The organism is Eudoraea algarum (genome assembly GCF_050589645.1).
GTDB lineage: Bacteria > Bacteroidota > Bacteroidia > Flavobacteriales > Flavobacteriaceae > JBNGOQ01.
In genome coordinates this window covers 584,476-608,857 of record NZ_JBNGOQ010000004.1, presented here as the reverse complement: position 1 = coordinate 608,857, position 24,382 = coordinate 584,476, and the positions used below count along the sequence as shown (strand labels likewise).

Genomic DNA, 24,382 nt, shown 5'->3' with positions numbered 1-24,382 from the left:
TTTTATGCTTGCTCAATCCAATGCCAAACTGCTGATCAGTTCAATGTTATTGTCCAGATATTTGTATTGATAAAGCACGTCTTCGCCTACCATCAAAAGATTTTCTTCCAGAGGGATAACGTCAAAGGTAACGATGTCCTTAAAGTGATTTAGGGATACCAAATCCGAGATATCGGTCTTGTCGTAGACCTTTAGTCCGGACGCTCCATCACAGATAAACAGTTTCGCGTCCTTTATGCCCAGGCCGTAGGGTTCATCCATAGCGTAAGTTTCCGCCAACACCGGATTGGAAATCACGGAAATATCCACAATGAACAGACCGCTCTCCGTGGCCCCACAACCATTTCCCCCACGAAGGGTAACGTAGGCATAATCCCCGTCCACGACCACAGGGTCACAAGCGGTACCGTGTTGAAATTCGGAAATAAAGGAAGGTACCGCAGGGTTAGAGATGTCATAAATATACATCCCTCGCATGCTGCCCAGGAACAAGTGCTGGCCCCGGTTAAAAATGGTCTCAATATCAAAACCGGCATAGACATCATCCAAATCTTTCGGGTTTTCAAGATCCTGGATATCAAAAACATTGATGGTATGGCTGTCCACGGCGTATAGATAATCGTCTACGATCTTGAATCGGGCCAAGGAACCACCCTGCCCTACTGCGGCATCATTGGCCGCTTCTGCTAGGGCAAAGTCGACCGTTTGAAAGCGCTCCTGAAATTCCTGGATCAATCGTCGCTCCGTTACCGTTTCCCATCCGACGACTATCTCGTTCTGATAATCGATATCGCCATACTCAAAAAAGTCGGCCTCAATAGGAAATACAATATTGTCCCGAAGCACATTGTCCAGCCGGGTTACCTTCCTGATATTGGAAATGTCCGAAATATCCAGTACTACAAGATCCGTAATGCTATCGGCATAGAGGTAATCGTCCTTGACCGAAATATCCACATTACCGGCGATTTTAATAAATGCCAATTTCCGGGGTGCGCTTGGGTTGCTATTGTCTATAATATGTACCCCTCGATATTTGTCATTGACAAAGACATAGTCCTTGTAGGCGTAGATCTTGCCCGATTCATCAATGGGCCGTGGGGCTATGATATCCACCCCATTTTTGAACTCGGTCATGCTCATGGTCAATGGCCGGGCCACCAAATACTCGGCGTACCTATCATCGTCCTGGGTATCATCATCACAGGAGACCAGGCCCAGGACAATGATAAGAACGAACCATAATGTTTTCTTTTTCATTGTTGTTTGTTTTTTATTGAGTTGTTGTCGGTTAGATGTAAAAACGGCCTTTGTGTTGCGCCTAATTTTGATAAATATTTAACTGTCAAATTGTCACTTTTGTGTATTTAGTACTATCTTTGCAGACCCATTGGAACCCAAGTTGCATACAATAAAGAATGGAGAAGACCATAGATGAATCCTTACAGGGAACCGCCCTGTCACTTGAAAATAGCAAAGGCAACGACCGCAAACTTTATATTGAGAGTTACGGCTGTCAGATGAATTTTTCGGACAGCGAAATTGTAGCTTCCATTCTGGCCAAGGAAGGGTTTAATACCACCCAGGAATTGGCCGATGCCGATCTGGTACTGGTCAACACCTGCTCCATAAGGGAAAAAGCAGAGCTTACCGTGCGCAAACGCCTGGAAAAATTCAACGCGATCAAAAAGCAAAAGCCCCATATGAAAGTGGGGGTACTGGGCTGTATGGCAGAGCGCCTTAAGAGCAAACTGCTCGAGGAGGAGAAAATTGTGGACATGGTGGTAGGGCCGGATGCCTATAAGGACCTTCCCAACCTGATCCAGGAAATTGATGAAGGCAGGAACGCTGTAAACGTTATCCTGTCCAAGGACGAGACCTATGGCGATGTTGCGCCCGTCCGTCTAAATTCAAACGGCGTCACCGCCTTTGTTTCCATTACCCGTGGCTGTGATAATATGTGTACCTTTTGCGTGGTCCCGTTCACCCGGGGCAGGGAACGCAGTCGAGACCCACAGTCCATCATAGGGGAAGTGAACGATCTCTGGGAAAAAGGGTATCGGGAAGTGACGCTTTTGGGCCAAAATGTGGACAGCTATCTGTGGTACGGAGGCGGCTTAAAGAAAGATTTTGATGGTGCGTCCCAAATGCAAAGGGCAACAGCGGTAAATTTTTCGCTTCTCCTGGAAATGGTGGCCAAGGCACAGCCCAAAATGCGCATTCGTTTTTCTACCTCCAATCCGCAGGATATGACCTTGGATGTTATTGAGACCATGGCGAAATACAACAATATCTGCAACTACATTCACCTTCCCGTACAGAGCGGCAGTGATCGGATCCTGAAGGCCATGAACCGTTTGCACACCCGTGAGGAATATTTTGAACTGATAGACAACATACGGCGCATTATTCCCGACTGTGCCATTTCACAGGATATGATCGCCGGCTTTCCCACGGAGACCGAGGAGGACCACAAGGATACCCTCTCCCTGATGGAATATGTGAAATACGATTTTGGCTTTATGTTTGCCTATTCGGAGCGGCCCGGCACCCTGGCCGCACGTAAATTGGAGGACGATATTCCAGAAGCGATCAAAAAACGACGCCTAACAGAAATTATAGATCTCCAACGAGCACATGGACTGTTCAGGACCCAACAGCATTTGGGCAAGGTAGAAGAAGTGCTCATAGAGGGAACGTCCAAAAAATCCGATGCGCATTGGATGGGCCGTAATTCGCAAAATACGGTGGTGGTCTTTCCCAAGGAACACTATACCCTTGGAGAATTTGTAAATGTAAAAATAGAGGATTGCACCTCCGCTACGCTAATCGGCAAGGCGGTGGGCCATTCCCACAATAATTAGAAGAGCAAGGTGGAATCGGTACAGGCCATAAAGCAACGTTTTGAAATCATCGGTAACGATATAAAACTCAATCGTGCCATTGAAAAAGCCATCCAGGTGGCCCCCACGGACATTTCCGTTCTGGTCACGGGAGAAAGTGGCGTAGGGAAGGAGGCCGTCCCAAAAATAATCCATTCGCTCTCGCACAGAAAGCATGCCAAATATATAGCGGTAAACTGCGGTGCCATCCCGGAAGGGACCATAGACAGCGAACTCTTTGGCCATGAAAAGGGAGCCTTTACCGGAGCCACCTCCACCCGTAGCGGCTATTTTGAAGTGGCCGACGGCGGTACCATTTTCCTGGACGAGGTTGGCGAACTACCCTTGACCACCCAGGTACGTCTTTTACGGGTCTTGGAAAATGGAGAATTTCTAAAAGTAGGCTCCTCCCAGGTACAAAAGACCGATGTTCGTATCGTAGCGGCCACCAATATAAATATGTTCGACGCCATTAAAAGGGAAAAATTCAGGGAAGACCTGTACTATCGCTTGAGCACTGTGGAAATCAATATCCCCCCGCTTCGTGAGCGTCAGGACGATATCCATTTGTTGTTTCGAAAATTCGCGTCGGATTTTGGACAGAAATACAAGATGCCCACCATTCGGCTCCAGGACGATGCGGTACGATTGCTGCTCAAATATCGCTGGCCCGGAAACATCCGTCAGCTACGGAATATTGCGGAGCAAATCTCGGTCTTGGAAGAGGAAAGGAACATCTCCCTCACCTCCCTCAATGGGTATTTGCCACAGTCTGGCGACTCCCAATTGCCCGCTGTAATCGGCAAGGCCAAAAAAGAGGGCGATTTTAGCAACGAACGTGAAATTCTTTACAAGGTCCTGTTCGATATGAAGGGCGATTTGAACGACCTTAAAAAACTTACCCTGGAGTTGTTAAAGAACAAGGACACCTCAAAAGTGCAGGAGGAAAACGAAACCCTTATCCGAAAGATCTATGGCAATGGCGATGAGGAATTTACGGAAGGGAAAGGGAAGGAAGTGGAGGTATTGCAACTGCCAGAACCGGTAACGGAACACAGCAGTCCGCCACCACCACAAGAAGACAAATATCATTTTGCGGAGGAGATAGAAATAGAGGAAACCCTATCTTTACAGGAGAAGGAAATAGAGTTGATCAAAAAATCCCTGGAGCGAAATAGGGGCAAAAGAAAGGCGGCAGCGGCCGAATTGGGCATTTCCGAACGCACGCTCTACCGCAAAATAAAACAGTACAATCTATAATGGACATGGCAAGGAAAATAATTCTGTTGCTGGTCGTTACTATAACCGTCCCTAGTTGTGCTGTTAAAACCAAATACAATTTAACAGGATTGTCCGGGGAGGCCAAAACCTTCCAGGTAAATTATTTTCAGAACAAAAGCTCCCAAAACCCTGGTTCTACTTTTGACCCCGGACTCGATAGGGATTTCACTTTGGCACTTCAAGACCTTATTGTGAACCAAACAGGTCTGAACTTGACTCGTTCCCGTGGAGACCTGCTTTATGAAGGGGAGATTATTGAATATAGGGTATCTCCTACCACCGCGTCTGCGAATCAACGAGCCGCACAAAACAGATTGACCATTAGTGTACAAGTACGGTTTCTCAACAACATGTTGGAGAGATCGAACTTTGAAAAACGGTTCTCGCACTTTTACGATTACGATGCCAATTCACAACTAGCGTCGGTAAAAAATGAGGCGCACAAAGCGATTTTTGAACGATTGACACAGGATATCTTTAATGAGTCACTAACAAATTGGTAACTTTAACACTTATAAAATTATATATTGCACTAAAGCGTAAAATAAAAATGATTAAAAGATATAGTTTCTTTTTCTTGACCATGGTTGCCCTTATGGGCTGTGGCGCCTATAATTTTACCGGAGGTGATGTAGGGACTGCCAAAACCTATCAGGTAAATTTCTTTCAGAACTATGCTTCCCAAAGCCCTGGGTCTACCTTTGATCCCGGACTCGATAGGGATTTTACACTGGCGCTGCAAGACCTTATCCTGAACCAGACCAGCCTGGACCTGGTGAAATCGGACGGAGATCTTTTGTACGAGGGCGAAATTATTGAGTACAGGGTCTCGCCCATGACGGCAACGGCCGAACAAAACGCAGCTCAAAACAGATTGACCATAGGGGTCCGTGTACGTTTTTTTAACAAGACCAAGGAAGATGTGGATTTTGAAAGGACCTTTAGTTTCTTTTTTGATTACGATGCCAACTCCCAATTGGCCAGTGTTAGGGACGAAGCACATACAGCTATTTTTGAACGGATCCAACAGGATATTTTTAATGCCTCCTTGGCAGATTGGTAAACCCTCATGAAGGTAACGGATTTTACATATTTATTGCAGCATCCCCACAAGGTGGTCTCTCCCGTACAGACCAAACAGTTAGAGGATGTCCTGGAAGAATATCCTTATTTTCAAGCGGCAAGGGCCATTCATTTAAAAGGGCTCAGGAACCTAAACAGTTTTAAGTACAACAATGCCTTAAAGGTCACTGCAGCCTATACTGCCGACAGGGACATTCTCTTTGATTTTATCACCTCCCAGGAGTTTTTGCAAAACGTAATCGCCGATACCATATCGGGCAAGACCCCACCGCTGAACGAAAAGGAAATTGTGTCCGAAGAAGTGGTCCCCAACATGGAAACCGAGGCCCTGATAGAGGGTTCCTCCGACAAACCTCTACCACAAAACGCCAAGGATGCGGAACAGATTCTGAATCCCGGTCTTTTTAAGTCCAAGGATCCTGATATGGACAAGGCCATAGCTGAAGCCAAGAAAAAGGCCGAAAAAGAACTCGATTTGGGAAAACCCCTTCCCTTTACAAAAAAGGAAAAATATTCTTTTGGGGAATGGCTACAGCTCACCTCGATCAAACCCATCAAGCATGCCCCTAAAACACCTGAGGAAAATGACCTGACCGAAATTCATTTTCCCTTGGAGGAGGATGTACTGAAGAAGAAAAAATTTGAGCTGATCGATAAGTTCATCGAAAACAATCCCAAAATAGTGCCTACCGAAAAAAGCACCTCCAAGGTAGACATTAAGGAATCGGTGAAATTCGATAAAACCGAATTGATGACCGAGACCTTGGCCAAGGTATATCTGGAGCAAAAAAAGTACAAAAAAGCCATCCAGGCCTACAAAATATTAAGTTTGAAATATCCGGAAAAAAGTGGTTTCTTTGCAGACCGAATTAAGGCGGTAGAAAAAATTCAACAAGAAAATACTGATTTATAATGAGCACGTTTTCAATATTCCTGATCCTGATAATAGCTGTTTGTCTATTGTTGGTGTTGGTTATTATGGTACAAAATCCCAAGGGCGGCGGATTGTCCTCCTCCTTTGGCGGTGGTGGCAACCAAGTAGTTGGTGGCGTTAAAAAGACAGGGGACTTTTTGGATAAAAGTACGTGGACCCTGGCCACCTTGTTAATTGTACTGATCTTACTGTCCAATGTAGCGTTAAAAGGAAACTTTTCAGAAGCAGATTCCAAATTGCTCCAAGGTGATGACATAGAGACCACGGTCCCCGAGGAAGTAGTCCCGGAGCAGGCTCCCGCAACGGATGGGGCCAATCCTTTGGATACCATTCAATAGCAAATTGGAACGACCATACCCTAAAATGCCAGCCCAAATGACAAGCTGGCATTTTTGTTTTACAAAATGTCAGTTTTAGGGCAATGGCATAATTTCTGCCTAGATAAACGAGAATTTCAAACTTTCAATTTAAAAAATTAAAAATATGGCTAAAGTTAACATCAAACCACTCGCGGATAGGGTTCTTATAGCCCCTATGGCGGCCGAGACCAAGACTGCCTCCGGTATTATTATCCCTGACACGGCAAAGGAAAAACCCCAAAAAGGCAAAGTTGTGGCCGTGGGACCAGGCACCAAAGACGAGAAAGTCACCGTGAAAATAGGCGATACTGTACTTTATGGAAAATATGCCGGAACGGAGCTAAAATTAGAGGGCACCGATTATCTGATGATGCGTGAAAGTGACATCTTAGCAATCATTTAAAGGCACAATGTCATTCCCGTGCATACGGGAATCCAAAACAAACTAAATCGTATAAGTAAAATAAGTTCCCTTAGTAACGGGAACGACAAACAAAATCAATTATGGCAAAAGATATAAAATTTGAAATTGATGCGCGCGATGGTCTTCGAAAAGGCGTAGATGCCTTAGCCAACGCCGTAAAGGTGACCCTAGGTCCCAAGGGAAGAAATGTAATCATAAGCAAGTCGTTCGGGGCACCACAGGTGACTAAGGACGGGGTTACGGTCGCCAAGGAAATTGAGTTGGTCGATGCCTTGGAAAATATGGGCGCCCAAATGGTAAAAGAGGTCGCTTCCAAGACCAATGACCTGGCCGGTGATGGAACCACCACGGCTACCGTGCTGGCACAGGCAATCGTTAAAGAAGGACTTAAAAACGTAGCGGCCGGTGCCAATCCTATGGATTTAAAGCGAGGTATAGACAAAGCCGTGGATGCCGTAGTTGGAAATTTGACAAAACAATCCAGAAAAGTAGGCGATTCCTCAGAGAAAATTAAACAAGTGGCCGCTATCTCCGCCAACAATGATCAAACCATTGGCGAACTTATCGCGCAAGCTTTTGGAAAAGTGGGCAAGGAAGGTGTGATCACGGTGGAAGAAGCCAAAGGAACGGACACCTACGTGGATGTTGTGGAGGGAATGCAGTTTGATAGAGGATATCTATCTCCCTATTTCGTTACCGATTCCGATAAAATGATTGCGGATCTGGAAAGTCCATACATTTTGTTGTTCGATAAAAAGATCTCGGCAATGAAGGACCTTTTGCCTGTTTTGGAGCCTGTGGCACAATCTGGCAAACCCTTGTTGATCATCGCGGAAGATGTGGATGGCGAGGCCCTTGCCACCTTGGTGGTCAACAAATTAAGAGGTTCCCTTAAGATAGCTGCAGTAAAAGCTCCTGGATTTGGAGATCGCAGAAAGGCCATGTTGGAAGATATTGCCATTTTGACCAATGGTACCGTGATTTCGGAAGAAAGAGGTTTCTCGTTGGAAAATGCTTCCTTGGACATGTTGGGCAGCTGTGAAAAAGTGACCATTGATAAGGACAACACTACCATTGTAAACGGTGCCGGAGTAGCCAAAAATATCAAGGCCAGGGTAAACCAAATAAAATCCCAGATAGAGACCACAACTTCGGATTACGACAAGGAGAAACTACAGGAGCGCTTGGCCAAATTGGCGGGTGGTGTAGCAGTCCTTTATGTAGGTGCCGCTTCCGAAGTGGAAATGAAAGAGAAAAAAGATCGCGTGGACGATGCCCTCCATGCTACAAGAGCAGCCGTGGAAGAAGGTATCGTTGCCGGTGGTGGTGTGGCCTTCATCAGGGCAAAATCGGCACTTTCCAAAGTAGAAGTAGAAAATGCGGATGAGGAAACCGGATTACAGATCGTGGCCAAGGCCATTGAATCTCCCTTACGTACCATCGTGGAAAATGCAGGTGGCGAAGGTTCCGTAGTGGTTGCCAAGGTATACGATGGCAAAGGCGATTTTGGTTATGATGCCAAATCCGAAAAGTACGTAGACCTGCTCAAGGCCGGTATTATAGATCCCAAAAAAGTAACGCGAATTGCATTGGAAAATGCGGCTTCCGTTGCTGGCATGATCTTGACAACAGAATGTGCCCTGACCGATATCAAAGAGGATACCCCTCCAGCCCCACCCATGGGCGGCGGTGGCATGCCGGGCATGATGTAATAAGCAGTTACCTATATAACAGATAAAGGCTCTTGGATTCCCAAGAGCCTTTTTTATAGATCCCTTTTGAATGGCAGTTGGATACCCCTGCCAAAAGGTGTCTTAATTAAAATGGTCCTGGCCATGGGCAAGCTTGGGCTTGTCCTATCAACGCAACGAAAGTCTACCCATCCCCATGTAATTTTTGATCAAAAGACCGACTGAATATTGCGCATTAAATATATTTGCAAAAAGAACACCATGCTCAAGGAACTGGAACCAAAGATCGCCGCAATACTGGACAATGGGACCCTGCCTGTGGACACTCGTTTACAACAGCTGTGCCAACTGCTTAAAGATACCATTGCCCATTACGATTGGGTCGGGTTCTATTTCAGAAACGGGAACAAGGAAGAGCTTAAGTTGGGGCCCTATGCGGGGGCTCCCACTGACCATACCATCATACCCTTTGGCAAGGGCATTTGCGGACAGGTGGCCGTTTCCAACGAAAATTTTGTGGTCCCCGACGTACAGGCACAGGATAACTACATTGCCTGTAGCATTTCCGTAAAGGCAGAAATCGTTGTGCCGCTTTTTGTCAACGGCGAAAATGTAGGCCAGATCGATATCGACTCCAACACACCCGATCCCTTTACAGCGGAAGACGAACGGCTTTTGGAGTTCATCAATACAAAAGTGGCCCATATTCTTTAAAACTTTAACGCTTTTGTTAATAACCCCTCTCATTTTTTAAGTGCAAAAAAATTACATTTGTGCCAATGTCCATCGTGCTTTTTAAGACCATGTCATAGGACTTGATGTTCCTTGTCTTTTAAGAGGACGATCGATAACCTTCTGACACCATTGTACAAAAGCACAAATCGTTAATCCAAAGCACAAAAAATGAGCACCAAAAAAGCCACCTCTGCCCTGATTTCGGTATTTCATAAGGATGGCCTAGAGCCCATCGTAAGAAAATTTCAGGAACTGGGTATCACCATCTATTCTACAGGGGGGACCGAAAAATTCATTACGGAGCTGGGAATCGATGTGGTCCCAGTGGAGCAAGTAACCAGTTATCCCTCTATTCTTGGGGGGAGGGTAAAAACCCTGCACCCGAAGGTTTTTGGAGGAATCTTAAACCGTCAGGACAACGAAAGTGATTTGGCTCAATTGGAAGAATTTGAAATTCCCCAATTGGACATCATCATCGTAGACCTCTATCCCTTTGAAAAAACAGTGGCCAGCGGAGCATCGGAACAGGATATTATAGAAAAAATAGATATAGGGGGCATTTCGCTCATCCGGGCAGCCGCAAAAAACTATAAGGACGTGCTCTGTGTTTCCTCCATGGAGGACTATACCGAGTTTTTGGACCTCATTAGTCAGGAAGACGGTCATACCTCTCTTGAAGATCGCAAGCGTTTTGCCACCAAGGCCTTCAACATTAGCTCACATTACGACACTGCGATCTTTAATTATTTCAACCAACAGCAGACCCCGGCCTTAAAGATCAGCGAGACCAGGGGACAGGTTTTGCGCTATGGGGAGAATCCACATCAAAAAGGATTTTTCTTTGGCGATTTTGATGCCATGTTTTCCAAGTTGCACGGGAAAGAGCTTTCCTATAACAACCTCCTTGACGTGGATGCCGCTGTAAATCTCATGGCCGAATTTAAAAACGAGGCCCCTACCTTTGCCATCCTTAAACACAACAATGCTTGTGGGCTGGCACAAAGGGATACCGTGCACCAGGCCTATGTAGACGCCCTTGCGGGCGATCCGGTTTCGGCCTTTGGCGGCATTTTGATCTGCAATACGGAAATTGACGAGCCCACTGCCGAGGAAATACACCAGCTTTTCTGCGAAGTGGTCATTGCACCCAGCTATTCTGACCGGGCCCTTGAAATCCTTAAGGGCAAAAAAAATAGGATCCTATTGATCCAAAAGGAAGTGGACCTTCCTACCACCTTGGTACGCACCTGCCTCAACGGCATGCTGGTCCAAGATAAGGACAAGAGGACCGACGCCCTTTCCGATCTCACCTATGCCACGGACAAAAAACCTACGGCCCAAGAATTGGAAGACCTTATTTTTGCTTCCAAACTTTGCAAGCATACCAAGAGCAACACCATTGTTTTGGCCAAAAACAAACAGCTGTGCGCCAGCGGTACGGGACAGACCTCTCGGGTAGATGCACTGAACCAGGCCATACACAAGGCAGGGTCCTTTCAGTTTAACTTAGAGGGGGCCGTAATGGCCAGTGATGCCTTCTTCCCTTTTCCCGATTGCGTTGAAATTGCACATCACAGTGGCATCGGTAGTGTTATACAACCAGGGGGCTCCATAAAGGACCAATTAAGCGTTGATTATTGTAATGAAAATGGAATGGCCATGGTAATGACAGGCACGCGTCATTTTAAGCATTAATTTTGCTACTTTTGTCGATAAAACTTACTTTTAATCCGAAACCAAACTAGTACTAATGGGATTTTTTGATTTCTTAACGGAGGAAATAGCCATCGATTTGGGCACAGCGAATACCCTTATCATACATATGGATAAGGTAGTTGTGGACAGTCCTTCCATTGTGGCCCGGGACAGGATTTCCGGTAAAATTATAGCGGTGGGCAAGGAGGCCAATATGATGCAAGGAAAAACCCATGAAAACATCAAGACCATACGGCCGCTTAAGGATGGTGTAATTGCAGATTTTGATGCTTCTGAAAAGATGATCAATATGTTCATCAAGAACATTCCCGCCCTTAAGAAAAAGTGGTTCCCACCTGCGCTGAGAATGGTAATTTGTATTCCCTCGGGTATTACAGAGGTGGAAATGCGTGCGGTAAAGGAATCTGCGGAACGCGTTAATGGAAAGGAAGTGTATTTGATCCATGAGCCCATGGCGGCAGCCATTGGTATCGGATTGGATATCATGCAGCCCAAAGGAAATATGATCGTGGATATAGGTGGGGGTACCACAGAGATAGCGGTGATAGCCCTTGGGGGCATCGTCTGTGACAAGTCGGTAAAGATAGCCGGAGACGTCTTCACTAACGATATCATTTATTATATGCGTACCCAACATAATTTGTACGTGGGCGAAAGCACCGCAGAGCATATTAAAATTGAAATTGGCTCGGCCACCGAGGACCTGCAATCGCCACCGGACGAGAAATCCGTACAAGGGCGCGACCTGCTGACCGGAAAGCCAAAACAAGTGCAAATTTCGTATCGGGAAATTGCCAAAGCATTGGACAAATCTATCCTGAGGGTTGAGGATGCCGTTATGGAGACCTTGTCCCAAACACCTCCAGAATTGGCAGCCGATATTTATAATACGGGGATTTATTTGGCAGGGGGAGGCTCCATGCTTAGAGGACTCGACAGGCGATTGTCGCAAAAAACCGACCTTCCCGTTTATATCGCGGAAGACCCATTAAGGGCCGTAGTAAGGGGAACCGGAATTGCACTGAAGAATTTGGAACGGTACAAAAGTATCCTTATCAAGTAATTCCAGGAAGTCCGAAAGGATTTCCGAACCTCGCGCCTCTTCGTTCCGTACCAAACTAGTATTACTACCCAAATAGAAAGGTGAATGCGACAGATTATTAACTTCATTATAAGATATAAGACTTCACTGCTTTATTTCTTATTGTTGTTCATAGCCTTGTCCTTTACCGTTCAATCCCATTCCTATCACCGATCTAAGTTCCTCAACTCCTCTAGTTGGATTACCGGTAATATCTATGAAGCGTCCAGCAGCGTTTCTTCTTATTTTAATCTGGACGAGGAAAATGAAAAGCTCCTGGAAGAGAATATGCGCCTTAGGAAACTGCTATTTAACCTAAAGCAGCCCGATTCGGTAGCCTTGGATACCGCTGGCATCACCTACACGGTCCTGTCAGCGAAAATCATAAAGAACAGTTACGCCAATCCCAGAAACTACATCACGATAGACAAAGGCGAAAAACAAGGCGTTGAACAAGATATGGGAGTCATTACGGGCGAGGGAATTCTGGGAATCGTTGAAAATACTTCGTCCAATTTTGCCTCCGTACAGAGCATCCTGAACACCCGATCGAGCATCAACGCCAAGATCAAAAACACCGATTATTTTGGCTCCCTGGTATGGAACACCTCCAACTACAATGTGGTACAATTGGAGGAAATCCCTAGATTGGTCCCCTTGTTCGTAGGCGACACCATTGTTACTGGTGGCAATAGCAGCATATTTCCGGAGAATATCCCTATAGGGACCATTCAGAAATTTGATCTGAACACCTCGAAAAGTTTTTACAATATTGACGTTCAGTTGTTCAACGATATGGCCAACCTCAAAAACGTATATCTCATCAATAATATAAACCGCCCGGAAATACTGGAATTACAATTGGAAACGGATAATGACCAATAATTACTACTTCATAAATATCATCCGCTTTGCCCTACTTGTTCTCATTCAGGTACTCGTCTTTAACAAGCTGAACTTTTTTGGTTTTATCAATCCCATGGTCTATATCCTATTCCTTTATTGGTATCCCATTAAGGAAAACAGGGCCGTTTTTCTTGGAGTAAGTTTTTTACTGGGCATGGCCATTGATCTTTTTTCGGATACTATGGCGTTGCATACGGCCGCTACGCTCACTATAGCGTATCTTCGCCCTACGATCATGCGGTTCTGTTTTGGAGTGAACTATGAATTTCAAAGTTTTAAATTATCGAATACGACCAAGGCACAACAAATTACCTTTTTGGCGTTATTAGTATTAACACATCATCTCATTTTCTTTTTTTTGGAAATTTTTAGTTTATCGAATTTGCTATTAATTTTGAAGAAAGTGTTGTTCACAGGATCCGCTACCTTGGTATTGTGCCTATTGTTCGGTTCCCTTTTTAGCGTTAGTAAGGAATAATGAAAAAAATTCTTCTATCATCCATTATCTTGATTATCGGTATCACCTTTATCGGTAGGCTGTCGTATCTGCAGATATTCAGCTTTTCACCCGATCAAGTACTTGATGATTCTGCGATAAAAGCCATTTACGATTACCCGGAAAGAGGATATATCTACGATAGGAACGGGAAACTTATGGTTGCCAACCAACCGGCCTATGACGTTATGGTGATTCCCAGAGAGGTAGTCCCCCTAGATACCTTGGAGTTTTGTTCCCTACTGGGCATCAGCAAGGAAAAGTTCATCCAGACCCTAAACAAGGCGAGGGTGTATTCGCCACGCTTACCTTCGGTTTTGGTACCACAGCTTTCCAAGGTAGACTATGCCAGTCTCCAGGAAAAAATGCGAAAGTACAGGGGTTTCTATATCCAAAAGCGATCGCTGCGTGGTTATGTGACCCATAGTGGTGCCAACGTTTTGGGGTACATCAGCGAGGTAAACGAACGGGACTTGGAGAAAAATCCGTACTATGTGGCTGGGGAACTTACCGGCCGAACCGGTATTGAAAAGGAATATGAAGAAGTGCTCCGGGGAAGAAAAGGGGTAAAGTACATCCAAAAAGACCGTTTCAATAGGGATATTGGCCCTTATAAAAATGGCATATTGGATACCATTCCCGAACAGGGAAAGGAAATATGGGTCAGCTTGGACAAAACCCTGCAGGAATACGGGGAGAAATTGATGCGTGGAAAACGGGGCGGCATTGTGGCCATTGAACCCAGTTCAGGGGAAATCCTGGCGTTGATCTCCGGTCCTACCTATGATCCGGCATTGCTGGTGGGCAGGGAACGATCTAAAAATTATACCAAGTTATACTACGACACCATTGCCAAACCCACTTGGGACCGATCTATTTTGGCAGAACCCTCGCCAGGTTCGCCCTTTAAGACCCTGAATGCCCTAGTTGCGCTGCAGGAAGGTGTTATACAGCCGGAAACCAAGTTTAGATGTTACAACGGGTTCTTTGTGGGCAGAAAAAAAAGGGGGTGTCATTGCGGAGGCGGAGTGCGCAATATGACCTCCGGTATTTATCGCTCCTGTAACGCCTATTTTGCAGGGACCTTTAGAAAAATCTACGAAAAATACCCCACCACGGACGAGGGGATGGATGTATGGGAAAAGCATATGAAGAGCTTTGGTCTCGGAAATTATCTGGGTTATGACCTGCCCACCGGTAGGCGGGGTAGAATTCCCAATAAAGAGTACTACGACAAGGTCTACGGGGACAACCGTTGGGTATCTTCCTTTATTATTTCGAACGCTATAGGACAGGGCGAGGTGGCAGCCACACCCATACAGTTGGCCAATATGACTGCGGCCATTGCCAATAGAGGGCATTATTTTACTCCCCATGTAATAAAGAAAATTGGTGGTGAGAACATTAGTTTCCCCCGGTTCACCGAGGCCAAACATACCACTATAGACAAGAAACATTTTGAGCCCGTGATACAGGGTATGGCAGAGGTCTACAAAAAAGGGACCGCAAAGTGGTTGCAGGTACCCGGCGTAGAAATTGCCGGTAAGACGGGTACAGTAGAAAACTTTACAAAAATTGATGGGGTACGTACACAGCTCACGGACCATTCAGTATTTATAGCCTTTGCTCCCGTGGACAAGCCCAAAATTGCTATTGCCGTCTATATAGAGAACGGCTACTACGGTGCTCGCTACGCCGGCCATATGGCCTCCCTCTTGATAGAAAAGTACCTTATGGGAGAAATTACCCGTACAGACCTGGAGCAACGTATGCTGGAAAAAACCCTGGACCACGAATACGCCAAACCATACAGCGGGCAACCATTCAAGATAAACGAGTATGTCTGGTAGAAGTGTATTAAAACGGGTTGATTGGCTTACCGTTTTACTCTACTTTTTTTTGGTCGGTATTGGATGGATCAATATTTATTCCAGTACATTCTCAGAGGCCAGTCCGTCCATTTTTGATTTTGGCCAATTGTACGGCAAACAATTGTTCTTTATAGGGGTAAGCGTAATCAGTATTCTGATCGTACTGGCTTTGGAAGCTAATTTTTACGAACGCTTTTCCAGTATTCTGTACATCATTTCCGCGATACTCTTGTTGGGGCTTTTTCTTTTCGGAAAAACGATTGCCGGCGCCACTTCCTGGTATGATCTCGGTTTTTTTAACCTACAACCTTCGGAATTCGCAAAGATTGCCACGGCTCTGGCCCTGGCCAAATACCTCAGTGATATACAGACCGATATAAAACGTAGAAAAGATCAGCTTTACGCTTTCCTGATTATTTTGATCCCAGCCCTTTTGATCATTCCGCAGCCGGATCCGGGTAGTGCCCTAGTGTTTTTTGCTCTGATCTTTGTATTGTTCCGAGAGGGGCTTCCGTTAATTTATTTGGGCATTGGTCTGATGACCATTATGATCTTTATTACCACCTTGATGTTCGGGACTACCTGGGTGGGCATCGTTATGGCCCTACTGATCATTCTTTTTCTTCTGCTCAAAAGGAGTTCCTTTAAGGTTCCCATTTTGCCTTTGATTTCCTTCTTTATTATTGCCATGGCTTTTTCCCTGTCCGTAAATTTTGTTTTCAATTCTGTTTTTGAGCAGCGTCATAGGGATCGGTTTAGCCTATGGCTCCGTTTGGAGAAGGATCCCCAAAAATTGGAGCAGATCAGGAAAACCATTGGTTACAATACCTATCAATCGGAGAAGGCCATCGAATCCGGAGGTTTTTTTGGAAAGGGATTTCTGGAGGGAACGCGAACCAAAGGCGATTTTGTACCGGAACAGCACACCGATTTCATTTTCAGTACTGTGGGGGAAGAGTGGGGGTTTGTAGGTACGGCCACGGTAGTTGTTCTTTTTACCGTATTGTTCTTAAGACTGGTTTATTTGGCAGAACGTCAAAAAAATGCCTTTAGTCGCATGTATGGCTATGGCCTTATCTCTATCCTTCTGATCCACTATTTTATCAATGTAGGTATGGTAATAGGTGTGCTCCCAACCGTAGGTATACCCTTGCCCTTTTTCAGTTATGGGGGTTCGGGACTGCTGGGTTTTACCATTTTGCTCTTCATTTTCCTAAAATTGGATTCCAATCGATTGAATGAATGGGTCTAGAACTTCCAATCCGTCATTTCCGCTTTTGCTTCTATCCTGTTTTCCATCGCGTCTGGCAACTTGGCAAAAAAATCGATGCCTGTTAACCGTTCTATGCTATCCACCGGCACTAAAAAACGTTCTAAAGGGGCTGTTGTTTCTTGGTGCGGCAGCAAAAATGCCACCACCTTTGGATTCTCCTTGTTTCCCTTGGCAATAATCTTGTAATAGTAACGTGGAACGGCCACATCCTCATCCCCTATGCTGGGCAGATCTTTTTCCAAAACCCCTCCTGTAGCTACGAACAAAGTGCCATATTTCCTGGTCCAATACCTTGCCTGCTGCTCCAGCCTGTTCCAAACACCCGCATTGAACGCGTTGTCCTGTGGACTTATGTTGCTCGTATAAAAAGTTTCGTCATAAGCATAGGCCGAAAAACGCCTGTCCCCTGCCGGGCACAGATGTCCGCGGTCATATCCTGAACCTCTGTAATTGCGCCAATCGGCCGATTTGCTCCTCACCTTTGAATCTTCTATAAAATAAGGCCGCTTTCTATCGTCATCCGTAAGATCGGTTTGCTTCAAAAGGTAGGCTACCCATTCTGCCTGCTCGTAATCCTCGTGATAGGACAGGGAAAAATGACGGTGATCCACAACCACCCCTGTGGTGGAGCTCGGCAGCAACTGTTCGGGAATTTCCCGTCTAGAACCTTCCTCTTCCGGCTCGGAATAGGTGTCCGGAGTATAGAAATTTTCGAACAGCCAAAAGCCCACTACACAGAGCAGCAATAATACCGTATAGATAGTTTTATTTTTCACTTAGCTGGTTTATGGGTCTGGGTACAAGGGTAAACGTTCGGTCCGGTGCAGTGTAATGATATCAAAAAAGGCTATCGGAGGTGTTATGGTCGCTTCAAAAATTACGGTTCCGGTGGAAAAATTGATCTCTATAGACTTTCCATAGCGCCCCCCATTGCGCACTACGGCTCCAGGAGAAAATAGTATATGGTCCTCCGCTGCCAAATAATCCACATCCGAAACGATACGGGAATAAGTCTCCTCGTCCCTTTCCTTTCCGTATTGCCAGACCTGCTGGATCGTCATGTTCTGCTCGTTCACTCGATATTGTACCGCCCTGCTATAAGTGCCCCCGACAAAATTTCGGTTGTCCCCATTATCAAATAGCAAGATGTCTCCATTAGGATGTATCACGGGTGCGTGTTGGTACCAGTTCCATTCAAAATCGGGATGATTCGCATCCCCGTCCAAAACGGATACGTCTAGGATAGGTTGTCCATCACTATTCAGGGGTTGTAATAGAAACTGATTAAGGTCTATACCGTTTCCCGCGGTGCCCCATTCCTTATGGGGGCCCATAATCCAGACCACCTCATTGCTTGCCGTTAATTTGATGACGCCCTGGGTACGACCGGACACAATAATGGTATCATCGGATGGATCATAGGTAACCGCATTTACATGGACCCAATCTACGGGATCAGCGATCAGTGTCCTGCGTGTATTGTCCAGGGATTCGTTTAAGTTCCATTCCCGAACGATCTGCTTGGTGTTCCTGTCTATTTCAATAATGTAATCCTCAATGGTCGCCGCTCCCAGTTTGTTCACCGTTACCAAAAAATTACCATCGGGTTTTTCGGACACTTCATGATGAAAACCATATCCCGGCATATCCCAGCTGTCAACAACATTGCCAAAGAGATCCACCTCATAAATTCGGTTGTCCCCGCTACCGCCGAAACCGGCACCTCCCGATCCAAAGTAGAAATTCCCGTTGGCCAAACGCTCCACACCGTCATCGAAGAAAAGCCGGTTAAGCTGTGGATGCAAGCTAAAATCGAGATACCACCTGATGTCCCCAAAAGCATCGAACATCAAAGGACTTTGTGGAAAGGGTTCCCCATTATGGCCAAAGTAGCTCACCAGCGTCATACCAGGGGCCATCTGATCTTGTTTCATCTCTTGAATCGTAATCAGTGGCATAGCGTCGCTCAAAGGGAGGGTCTCTATCCCAAAGGTCTTACTTCCAAGATCGTTTCCGGTGTCGTCAAAAAAAGTCAGCACTACTGTATTGTCAAAACCTCCATAGAGCCCATGAACGGGAATGTTGTGGTCCGTAGCTATTTGCGGGAAATCCCGGACGAGGTCAGAGGTAGTTCCACTTCGTCCCACAACTCGCATACGTACACGAACCGGTTCACTGGTTTCCAAAAGAATGGACGCGGACAGGGGAGCGTACCCCGTTGGATTTAACCGCAGCTCATCGCTTACCAAAATTTCCGTGGCATCGGGTGGTGGGTTCATTCCAGTAGGATCGCTGTCGTCCTGCTTACAGGATGCCAACACCAACAACAGAAATAGGAACCAAACAATCCTTTTAGGTATCATCCGTGTTGTATTACTAGGTTCTAGGGTAAATTTAACAACTACAGCGCTTGTTTGCTGCATGAATGTGTTAAATCCTGTGTCCTTTTGTGGAATTTTTTGCGCTCTTTAGCCTGGAACAGCTTGGTGTATGCCTCGCAGCCACTACAGCACACAAAAAAACCCGGCCATGGCCGGGTTCCCTATTTTGTATTTTTAAGATTAGCCCTTGTTTACACTGGCCAATTTGGTATTGTTCTTAATGTTGCTGATCTTAAGGTCCTGCAAGACATTTACGGCCTCCTCCACATAGACATCCTTGGCGAGGTCTTTGTGCCAGCGATCACGCTTTTCTCGTAAGACCGGGTCTTTGGTAAACAGTTCCTGCTCGTACTTTAAGGATTCAAAGGTAAGTTTGGAATCGTAGTCCGAAAGCGATTTAAAATAGTCTGACTGTTCCTTTACCTTTTGTTCCTTTTTCTTGTACACCGCGTAGTTAAGGGAAACTACGGTTTCATCCTGTTGCTGTTTTAACCACTTGGCATTCTCTTCGATCAATTTGATCTGAGGGCTTGCGGCCATGCGTTTTTCGCTGTTGGCTATAGTTTGCTCATAATCTATGTAACCGTCCCAGGGCTGATAGTCGGCCGCTGAAATCTTGTCCCAGGCCAAAGGGTTTTCCTGGTCTCTTTCGCCCAAATCGATATAGCTGTACTTGTCCGGGACCACCACATCGCTCTTTACACCTTCCAACTGGGTAGAGCCCCCGTTGATTCTATAAAATTTCTGGGTGGTGAGTTTTATCGCACCAAGATCTCCGTGTTCGTTGCTTCTTACAATGTTGTCCAAGGGAATAACATTCTGTACGGTTCCCTTGCCGAAGGTCTGCTTGCTTCCAATGACCACGGCCCTTTTATAATCTTGCATGGCGGCGGCCAATATTTCTGAGGCAGATGCCGAAAGTTCGTTTACCAATATCACTAGCGGACCGTCCCATTGAATGCGTTCGTCCTTGTCATCATACACCTCCTTGCCCTTTCCAGAGGAGCGTACTTGTACCACAGGGCCATCCTTGATAAAAAGGCCTGCCATTTCCACGACGGTCTTTAAGGAACCACCGCCATTGTCACGAAGGTCCAAAACCAATCCCTCTATCCCTGCTTGTTTAAGGCGTTCTACTTCCTTGGCAACATCGGTTGCGGCATTTCTTTCGCTGTAATCATCAAAATCCACATAGAATTTTGGAAGATTGATCAGTCCAAATTTTTGGTTTTCCTTTATGATACTGGCCGATTTGGCGTAGGATTCTTCCAATTCAACAACATCCCGGGTAATGGATATAATCTCCATGGAACCGTCTACTTTTCTAACGGTAAGGTCCACGACCGTTCCTTTTGGTCCTTTGATCATTTTTATGGCATCGTCCAGACGCATCCCAACGATGTCTACAGGAGTCTCCCCGTTCTGGCCAACTTTGATGATTTCATCACCTACTTCCAATTTTTGGTCCCTCCAAACAGGGCCACCGGAAATAATTTCTACAATTTTGGCACCTTCGGGCCTTTTCTGCAGGCGTGCGCCTATCCCTTCAAACTTACCGGACATGCTTATATCGAACTTATCCTTATCGTCCGGGGCAAAATAAAAAGTATGTGGATCAAATTCGTCCACTATGGTATTAATATATTGCACGAACCAGTCCTTACGTTCCAGATCGTCCACAAAATCAAAAAACTCGTCCAGGGTACTCAGCGTGGCCTCCCTTGCGGCTATTTCCACTTCCTTGACACTCAACACCTTTTCCGAGGTGTTGTCTTCTTTCTTTTTATTTTCATTGGTGAGCTTGGTATCATAGGTACCCAAGGTGGCGTATTTTAACTGTTTTCTCCAACGCTCCTTTAAATCGTTTCTTGAGCTCGCAAATGCTTGCCCATCGTATTTTATGTCAATAATCTCGTCCTTGCTATAGTCAAACGGTTTGGCCAATACTTCTTTATAAATACCCTTGGCGTCGTTCATACGTTCCATCAGTTTTTTATGCACCACATTGAAAAAGCTGATATCGGTATTCTTGATTTGGTCGTCTATTTGAAACTTGTATTTTTCAAATTCCAGAATATCCGCTTCCAAAAAGTATCGCTTGGTGGGGTCTATGATGTCGATAAAATCCTCAAAAACATTGGCGGAAAAATCATCATTGATATCTTTGGGCTCATAGTGGCCGCGTTCCAGCACGTAGGCTATCAGATCCAACAGCAATTTGTCCTTATCATCGGTTTCAAAAGATTTATTGGTAAAGCTGCAAGAAGCAACAGCAACGAGTAGTACCGATAAAGCGAGGGCGAAATTCTTTCTCATATTTTTCTTTCTTTGATTTAAATTTTCCAATCCTAAGTATTGGACTAACGACTCCCTATCCTCTACTAAAGATACGAATTCCCTAATATAGTGAAAAAACCATGCCAGCTTGGAGGGCTGCCATTAATTTTTTGTTAAACACGGCAAGGGGGTCATTTCTTAATGAAAAACGTATTTTTGCCCCATAAATTATATCCAATGCAAAAACCCTTGATTTTGGTGACCAATGACGACGGTATTTCTGCTCCCGGATTAAGAGCTTTGGTCCGTTTGATGAACGAAATCGGGGACGTAGTGGTCGTTGCCCCGGACAGCCCACAATCCGGTATGGGGCATGCCATCACTCTAGACAATATGCTCTATTCCAAAAAGGTGCGAACGGACCAGCCGAACACAGAGGAATACAGCTGTAGCGGTACTCCGGCAGACTGTGTAAAATTGGCACTTCAGGAGCTTTTGGACAGAAAACCGGACATTTGTATCAGTGGGATCAACCACGGCTCCAATTCCTCCATAAATGTCATCTATTCGGGTACCATGAGCGCCGCTATCGAAGCAGGTATCGAGGGTATTCCCGCCATTGGTTTTTCGCTCTGCGATTATTCCTGGTCGGCCGATTTTGGACCGGGCAGTGCAGCCATAAAAAAAATTGTCATGGAAGCCCTTGAAAATGGTATCCCAAGGGGCGTGGTGCTCAATGTAAACATCCCCAAACTAAAAGAGGAAGAAATTAAAGGGGTAAAAGTCTGTAGGCAGGCCAGGGCCAACTGGAAGGAAAAATTTGATAAACGCACCAATCCCAATGGAAAGGAATACTATTGGCTAACGGGGCAATTTGAACTTTTGGACAAGGGAGAGGATACCGATGAGTGGGCCTTGGCACATGGCTATATTTCGGTGGTGCCCACCCAATTTGACCTAACCGCCCACCACGCCATTCAACATCTAAACAACTGGAACTTACATGGATAAAAAAGAAGTTTTGATCGGCTTTGTAGTAGGGATCATCGCCAATACGTTGGGTACGTTGCTGTACATCGTCCTATTCTCGGATCTGGGTATCCCGGAAACCTTTAGGGCCGCTGTAGCACAGGGCCATGTGGGAAGTTTGTTGGCCCTGGGCGCCATTTTGAACCTGGTTGCCTTTTTTGGTTTTTTACGTCTTCGCAGGGATAAAAGGGCCCGGGGTGTTATGATCGCCACCCTGCTTACCGCCATGGTCATCTTATATTACAAATTCTTCTAAGATGAGATACTACATCATTGCCGGGGAAGCATCGGGAGATCTACACGGGTCCAACCTTATTAAAGCCTTAAAGCTAAAAGACCCCAAAGCGGTGGTTCGATGTTGGGGCGGGGATTTGATGCAGCAGGCCGGGGGAACCCTGGTAAAACACTATAAGGAAATGGCCTTTATGGGTTTTCTGGAGGTTTTGGGGAACCTGCGTACTATTTTCAAGAACATTGCCTTTTGCAAGGAAGATATCCAGGCTTTTGGTCCGGATGTTATCATATTCATCGATTATTCCGGGTTTAACCTCAGAATAGCACAATGGGCCAGGGAAAATGGCTTTAGGACCAATTACTATATTTCACCTCAAATTTGGGCCTCAAGGGAGGGGCGCATCAAGAAGATAAAGCGCGATATCGATGCCATGTATGTCATCTTACCCTTTGAAAAGGATTTTTATGAGAAAAAGCATGGGTACAAAGTGTCTTTTGTAGGGCATCCATTGATCGATGCCATAGGCGACAGGCCACAACCCGATGATACCGGGTTTAGGGTAGAAAATGGCCTGGACCCTAAAAAACCCATTATTGCCCTGCTACCGGGCAGTCGCAAACAGGAGGTTCAAAAAATGTTATCGGTGATGCTTTCCGTAACCGAGTCCTTTGGTGACTATCAATTCGTTATTGCCGGCGCCCCTAGCTTGGAACGGGATTTCTACGCTCCCTTTTTGAAGAAGCCCAGTGTTGGCTTTGTTTCCAACAGAACCTACGACCTACTGAGCCTGTCCTATGCCGCACTGGTCACAAGTGGGACTGCCACGCTGGAGACCGCCCTTTTCAAAATTCCCCAAGTGGTCTGTTACAAGGGCAATTGGTTGTCCTATCAAATTGCCAAAAGAATCATTACCCTAGACTATATTTCCTTGGTAAATCTGATTATGGACCGTGAAGTGGTAAAGGAATTGATACAAGGTAATTTGAATACCAAAAACCTGCGGTCCGAACTGGCAAAAATCCTTGACGACGACCGGCGCAAGAAGCTTTTTGAGGCCTATTATGAGTTGGAACAGAAACTCGGCGGAAAGGGCGCAAGCGAAAAAACAGCTACATGTATTGTAGAAAATGCCTAAATTTGATATCCAAGAGAAAATACTATTCCTTGGATGCTTCGTAAAATCTTGACCGTTGGCCTACTCGTTTTGCTTGCCAGCTGTGGTATTTCCAAAAAGAGGACTACCTATGGCAAGGAACGCGTTGTACGTGTTGAAGCATCTCCCGAAACCGTTCCCACTCCCGAAGAAACTCCCAAAACGATCCCTGAAGATGTACCGCTCAGCAAAGCGGATGGCATCATCAGCACCGCCCTGACCTTTGCCGGGGTGCGTTATCGATTTGGGGGCACTACCAGAAAAGGTATGGATTGCTCCGGTCTACTATACGTTTCCTTCGCCGAACACGATGTTCCCTTGCCCAGGGTCTCCCATGAAATGGCGGACCGAGGGAAGCGCATTAAAATAAATAAGGTGGCAAAAGGCGATTTGCTTTTTTTCAAGACCAGTAGAAAGGGAAAACGAATCAACCATGTAGGTTTGGTCGTCGCCGTGGAAGGTGACGATATTAAATTTATCCATTCTACCAGTTCCAGAGGCGTTATTGTGTCTTCCCTACGTGAGGGCTTCTGGAATTATGCCTTTGTGAAGGCCGCCAGGATCCTCTGATGGAA

General features: G+C 45.7%; 23 protein-coding genes. 19 read left to right on the top strand and 4 right to left on the bottom strand.

All coding sequences use genetic code 11. From position 1 onward, the window contains the following. Window positions 1-12: 12 nt before the first annotated feature. A complete protein-coding gene (locus ACRD67_RS17865) occupies window positions 13-1,260 on the bottom strand; it encodes an LVIVD repeat-containing protein (RefSeq protein ID WP_430968591.1) in 1,248 nt (415 codons plus the stop codon). 158 nt (window positions 1,261-1,418) lie between these two features. Between ACRD67_RS17865 and miaB the strand changes: the two genes are divergently transcribed. From miaB to rodA, 15 genes are all read left to right on the top strand, one after another. Then, window positions 1,419-2,864 carry a tRNA (N6-isopentenyl adenosine(37)-C2)-methylthiotransferase MiaB gene (gene miaB, locus ACRD67_RS17860; RefSeq protein ID WP_430968590.1) on the top strand — a complete coding sequence of 482 codons (1,446 nt, stop codon included), beginning with the start codon at window positions 1,419-1,421 and terminating at the stop codon, window positions 2,862-2,864. 9 nt (window positions 2,865-2,873) lie between these two features. Next, on the top strand, window positions 2,874-4,142 hold the full coding sequence (locus tag ACRD67_RS17855; RefSeq protein WP_430968589.1) for a sigma-54 interaction domain-containing protein: 1,269 nt from the start codon (window positions 2,874-2,876) through the stop codon (window positions 4,140-4,142). Then, a complete protein-coding gene (locus ACRD67_RS17850; protein ID WP_430968588.1) occupies window positions 4,142-4,666 on the top strand; it encodes an LptE family protein in 525 nt (174 codons plus the stop codon). Before ACRD67_RS17855 ends, ACRD67_RS17850 begins: the two co-directional genes overlap by 1 nt. A 47-nt stretch (window positions 4,667-4,713) precedes the next feature. Next, window positions 4,714-5,226, top strand: coding sequence for an LptE family protein (locus ACRD67_RS17845; protein WP_430968587.1), 513 nt, complete (start codon window positions 4,714-4,716; stop codon window positions 5,224-5,226). Between the two features lie 6 nt (window positions 5,227-5,232). After that, the gene (locus ACRD67_RS17840) at window positions 5,233-6,159 is read left to right on the top strand and encodes a DUF8458 domain-containing protein (protein WP_430968586.1); all 927 of its coding nucleotides are present in this window, start codon (window positions 5,233-5,235) and stop codon (window positions 6,157-6,159) included. Then, window positions 6,159-6,518, top strand: a complete 360-nt coding sequence (secG, locus tag ACRD67_RS17835) for a preprotein translocase subunit SecG (protein ID WP_430968585.1) — start codon at window positions 6,159-6,161, stop codon at window positions 6,516-6,518. The genes ACRD67_RS17840 and secG overlap by 1 nt, the downstream gene beginning before the upstream one ends. Before the next feature lie 145 nt (window positions 6,519-6,663). Further along, a complete protein-coding gene (locus tag ACRD67_RS17830; RefSeq protein WP_430968584.1) occupies window positions 6,664-6,942 on the top strand; it encodes a co-chaperone GroES in 279 nt (92 codons plus the stop codon). 101 nt (window positions 6,943-7,043) lie between these two features. After that, the gene (groL, locus tag ACRD67_RS17825; RefSeq protein WP_430968583.1) at window positions 7,044-8,675 is read left to right on the top strand and encodes a chaperonin GroEL; all 1,632 of its coding nucleotides are present in this window, start codon (window positions 7,044-7,046) and stop codon (window positions 8,673-8,675) included. Window positions 8,676-8,915: 240 nt separating this feature from the next. Then, a complete protein-coding gene (locus ACRD67_RS17820) occupies window positions 8,916-9,368 on the top strand; it encodes a GAF domain-containing protein (RefSeq protein ID WP_430968582.1) in 453 nt (150 codons plus the stop codon). A gap of 189 nt (window positions 9,369-9,557) precedes the next feature. After that, window positions 9,558-11,084, top strand: a complete 1,527-nt coding sequence (gene purH / locus ACRD67_RS17815) for a bifunctional phosphoribosylaminoimidazolecarboxamide formyltransferase/IMP cyclohydrolase (RefSeq protein WP_430968581.1) — start codon at window positions 9,558-9,560, stop codon at window positions 11,082-11,084. Window positions 11,085-11,139: 55 nt separating this feature from the next. Beyond that, on the top strand, window positions 11,140-12,168 hold the full coding sequence (locus ACRD67_RS17810) for a rod shape-determining protein (RefSeq protein WP_430968580.1): 1,029 nt from the start codon (window positions 11,140-11,142) through the stop codon (window positions 12,166-12,168). Between the two features lie 84 nt (window positions 12,169-12,252). Next, complete coding sequence (mreC, locus tag ACRD67_RS17805; RefSeq protein WP_430968579.1) at window positions 12,253-13,071, top strand: rod shape-determining protein MreC; 819 nt, start codon at window positions 12,253-12,255, stop codon at window positions 13,069-13,071. Beyond that, window positions 13,061-13,570: a rod shape-determining protein MreD gene (locus tag ACRD67_RS17800; RefSeq protein ID WP_430968578.1), complete on the top strand. Its 510-nt coding sequence runs from the start codon at window positions 13,061-13,063 to the stop codon at window positions 13,568-13,570. The genes mreC and ACRD67_RS17800 overlap by 11 nt, the downstream gene beginning before the upstream one ends. Continuing rightward, window positions 13,570-15,438, top strand: a complete 1,869-nt coding sequence (locus tag ACRD67_RS17795) for a peptidoglycan D,D-transpeptidase FtsI family protein (protein ID WP_430968577.1) — start codon at window positions 13,570-13,572, stop codon at window positions 15,436-15,438. Before ACRD67_RS17800 ends, ACRD67_RS17795 begins: the two co-directional genes overlap by 1 nt. Continuing rightward, window positions 15,428-16,711 (top strand): rod shape-determining protein RodA, encoded by a 1,284-nt coding sequence (gene rodA / locus ACRD67_RS17790; RefSeq protein WP_430968576.1) that lies wholly within the window; start codon window positions 15,428-15,430, stop codon window positions 16,709-16,711. The genes ACRD67_RS17795 and rodA overlap by 11 nt, the downstream gene beginning before the upstream one ends. Here the strand turns inward: rodA and ACRD67_RS17785 are convergent. The 3 genes from ACRD67_RS17785 to ACRD67_RS17775 all read right to left on the bottom strand — a co-directional run bounded on the left by ACRD67_RS17785 (window position 16,708) and on the right by ACRD67_RS17775 (window position 21,429). Continuing rightward, window positions 16,708-17,508, bottom strand: a complete 801-nt coding sequence (locus ACRD67_RS17785; protein WP_430968575.1) for a DNA/RNA non-specific endonuclease — start codon at window positions 17,506-17,508, stop codon at window positions 16,708-16,710. The two genes, rodA and ACRD67_RS17785, sit on opposite strands and share 4 nt — an antisense overlap. Window positions 17,509-17,517: 9 nt before the next feature. Next, window positions 17,518-19,095, bottom strand: a complete 1,578-nt coding sequence (locus tag ACRD67_RS17780; RefSeq protein ID WP_430968574.1) for an aryl-sulfate sulfotransferase — start codon at window positions 19,093-19,095, stop codon at window positions 17,518-17,520. A gap of 198 nt (window positions 19,096-19,293) precedes the next feature. Further along, window positions 19,294-21,429 (bottom strand): carboxy terminal-processing peptidase, encoded by a 2,136-nt coding sequence (locus tag ACRD67_RS17775; RefSeq protein ID WP_430968573.1) that lies wholly within the window; start codon window positions 21,427-21,429, stop codon window positions 19,294-19,296. Window positions 21,430-21,627: 198 nt separating this feature from the next. Between ACRD67_RS17775 and surE the strand changes: the two genes are divergently transcribed. The 4 genes from surE to ACRD67_RS17755 are packed head-to-tail and all read left to right on the top strand — an operon-like array spanning window position 21,628 to window position 24,377. After that, on the top strand, window positions 21,628-22,401 hold the full coding sequence (gene surE / locus ACRD67_RS17770) for a 5'/3'-nucleotidase SurE (protein WP_430968572.1): 774 nt from the start codon (window positions 21,628-21,630) through the stop codon (window positions 22,399-22,401). Next, window positions 22,394-22,675: a hypothetical protein gene (locus tag ACRD67_RS17765; protein ID WP_430968571.1), complete on the top strand. Its 282-nt coding sequence runs from the start codon at window positions 22,394-22,396 to the stop codon at window positions 22,673-22,675. The genes surE and ACRD67_RS17765 overlap by 8 nt, the downstream gene beginning before the upstream one ends. Window position 22,676: 1 nt before the next feature. Further along, window positions 22,677-23,789, top strand: a complete 1,113-nt coding sequence (lpxB, locus tag ACRD67_RS17760) for a lipid-A-disaccharide synthase (protein WP_430968570.1) — start codon at window positions 22,677-22,679, stop codon at window positions 23,787-23,789. 33 nt (window positions 23,790-23,822) lie between these two features. Beyond that, window positions 23,823-24,377, top strand: coding sequence for a C40 family peptidase (locus ACRD67_RS17755; RefSeq protein WP_430968569.1), 555 nt, complete (start codon window positions 23,823-23,825; stop codon window positions 24,375-24,377). The last annotated feature ends 5 nt before the right edge of the window (window positions 24,378-24,382 follow it).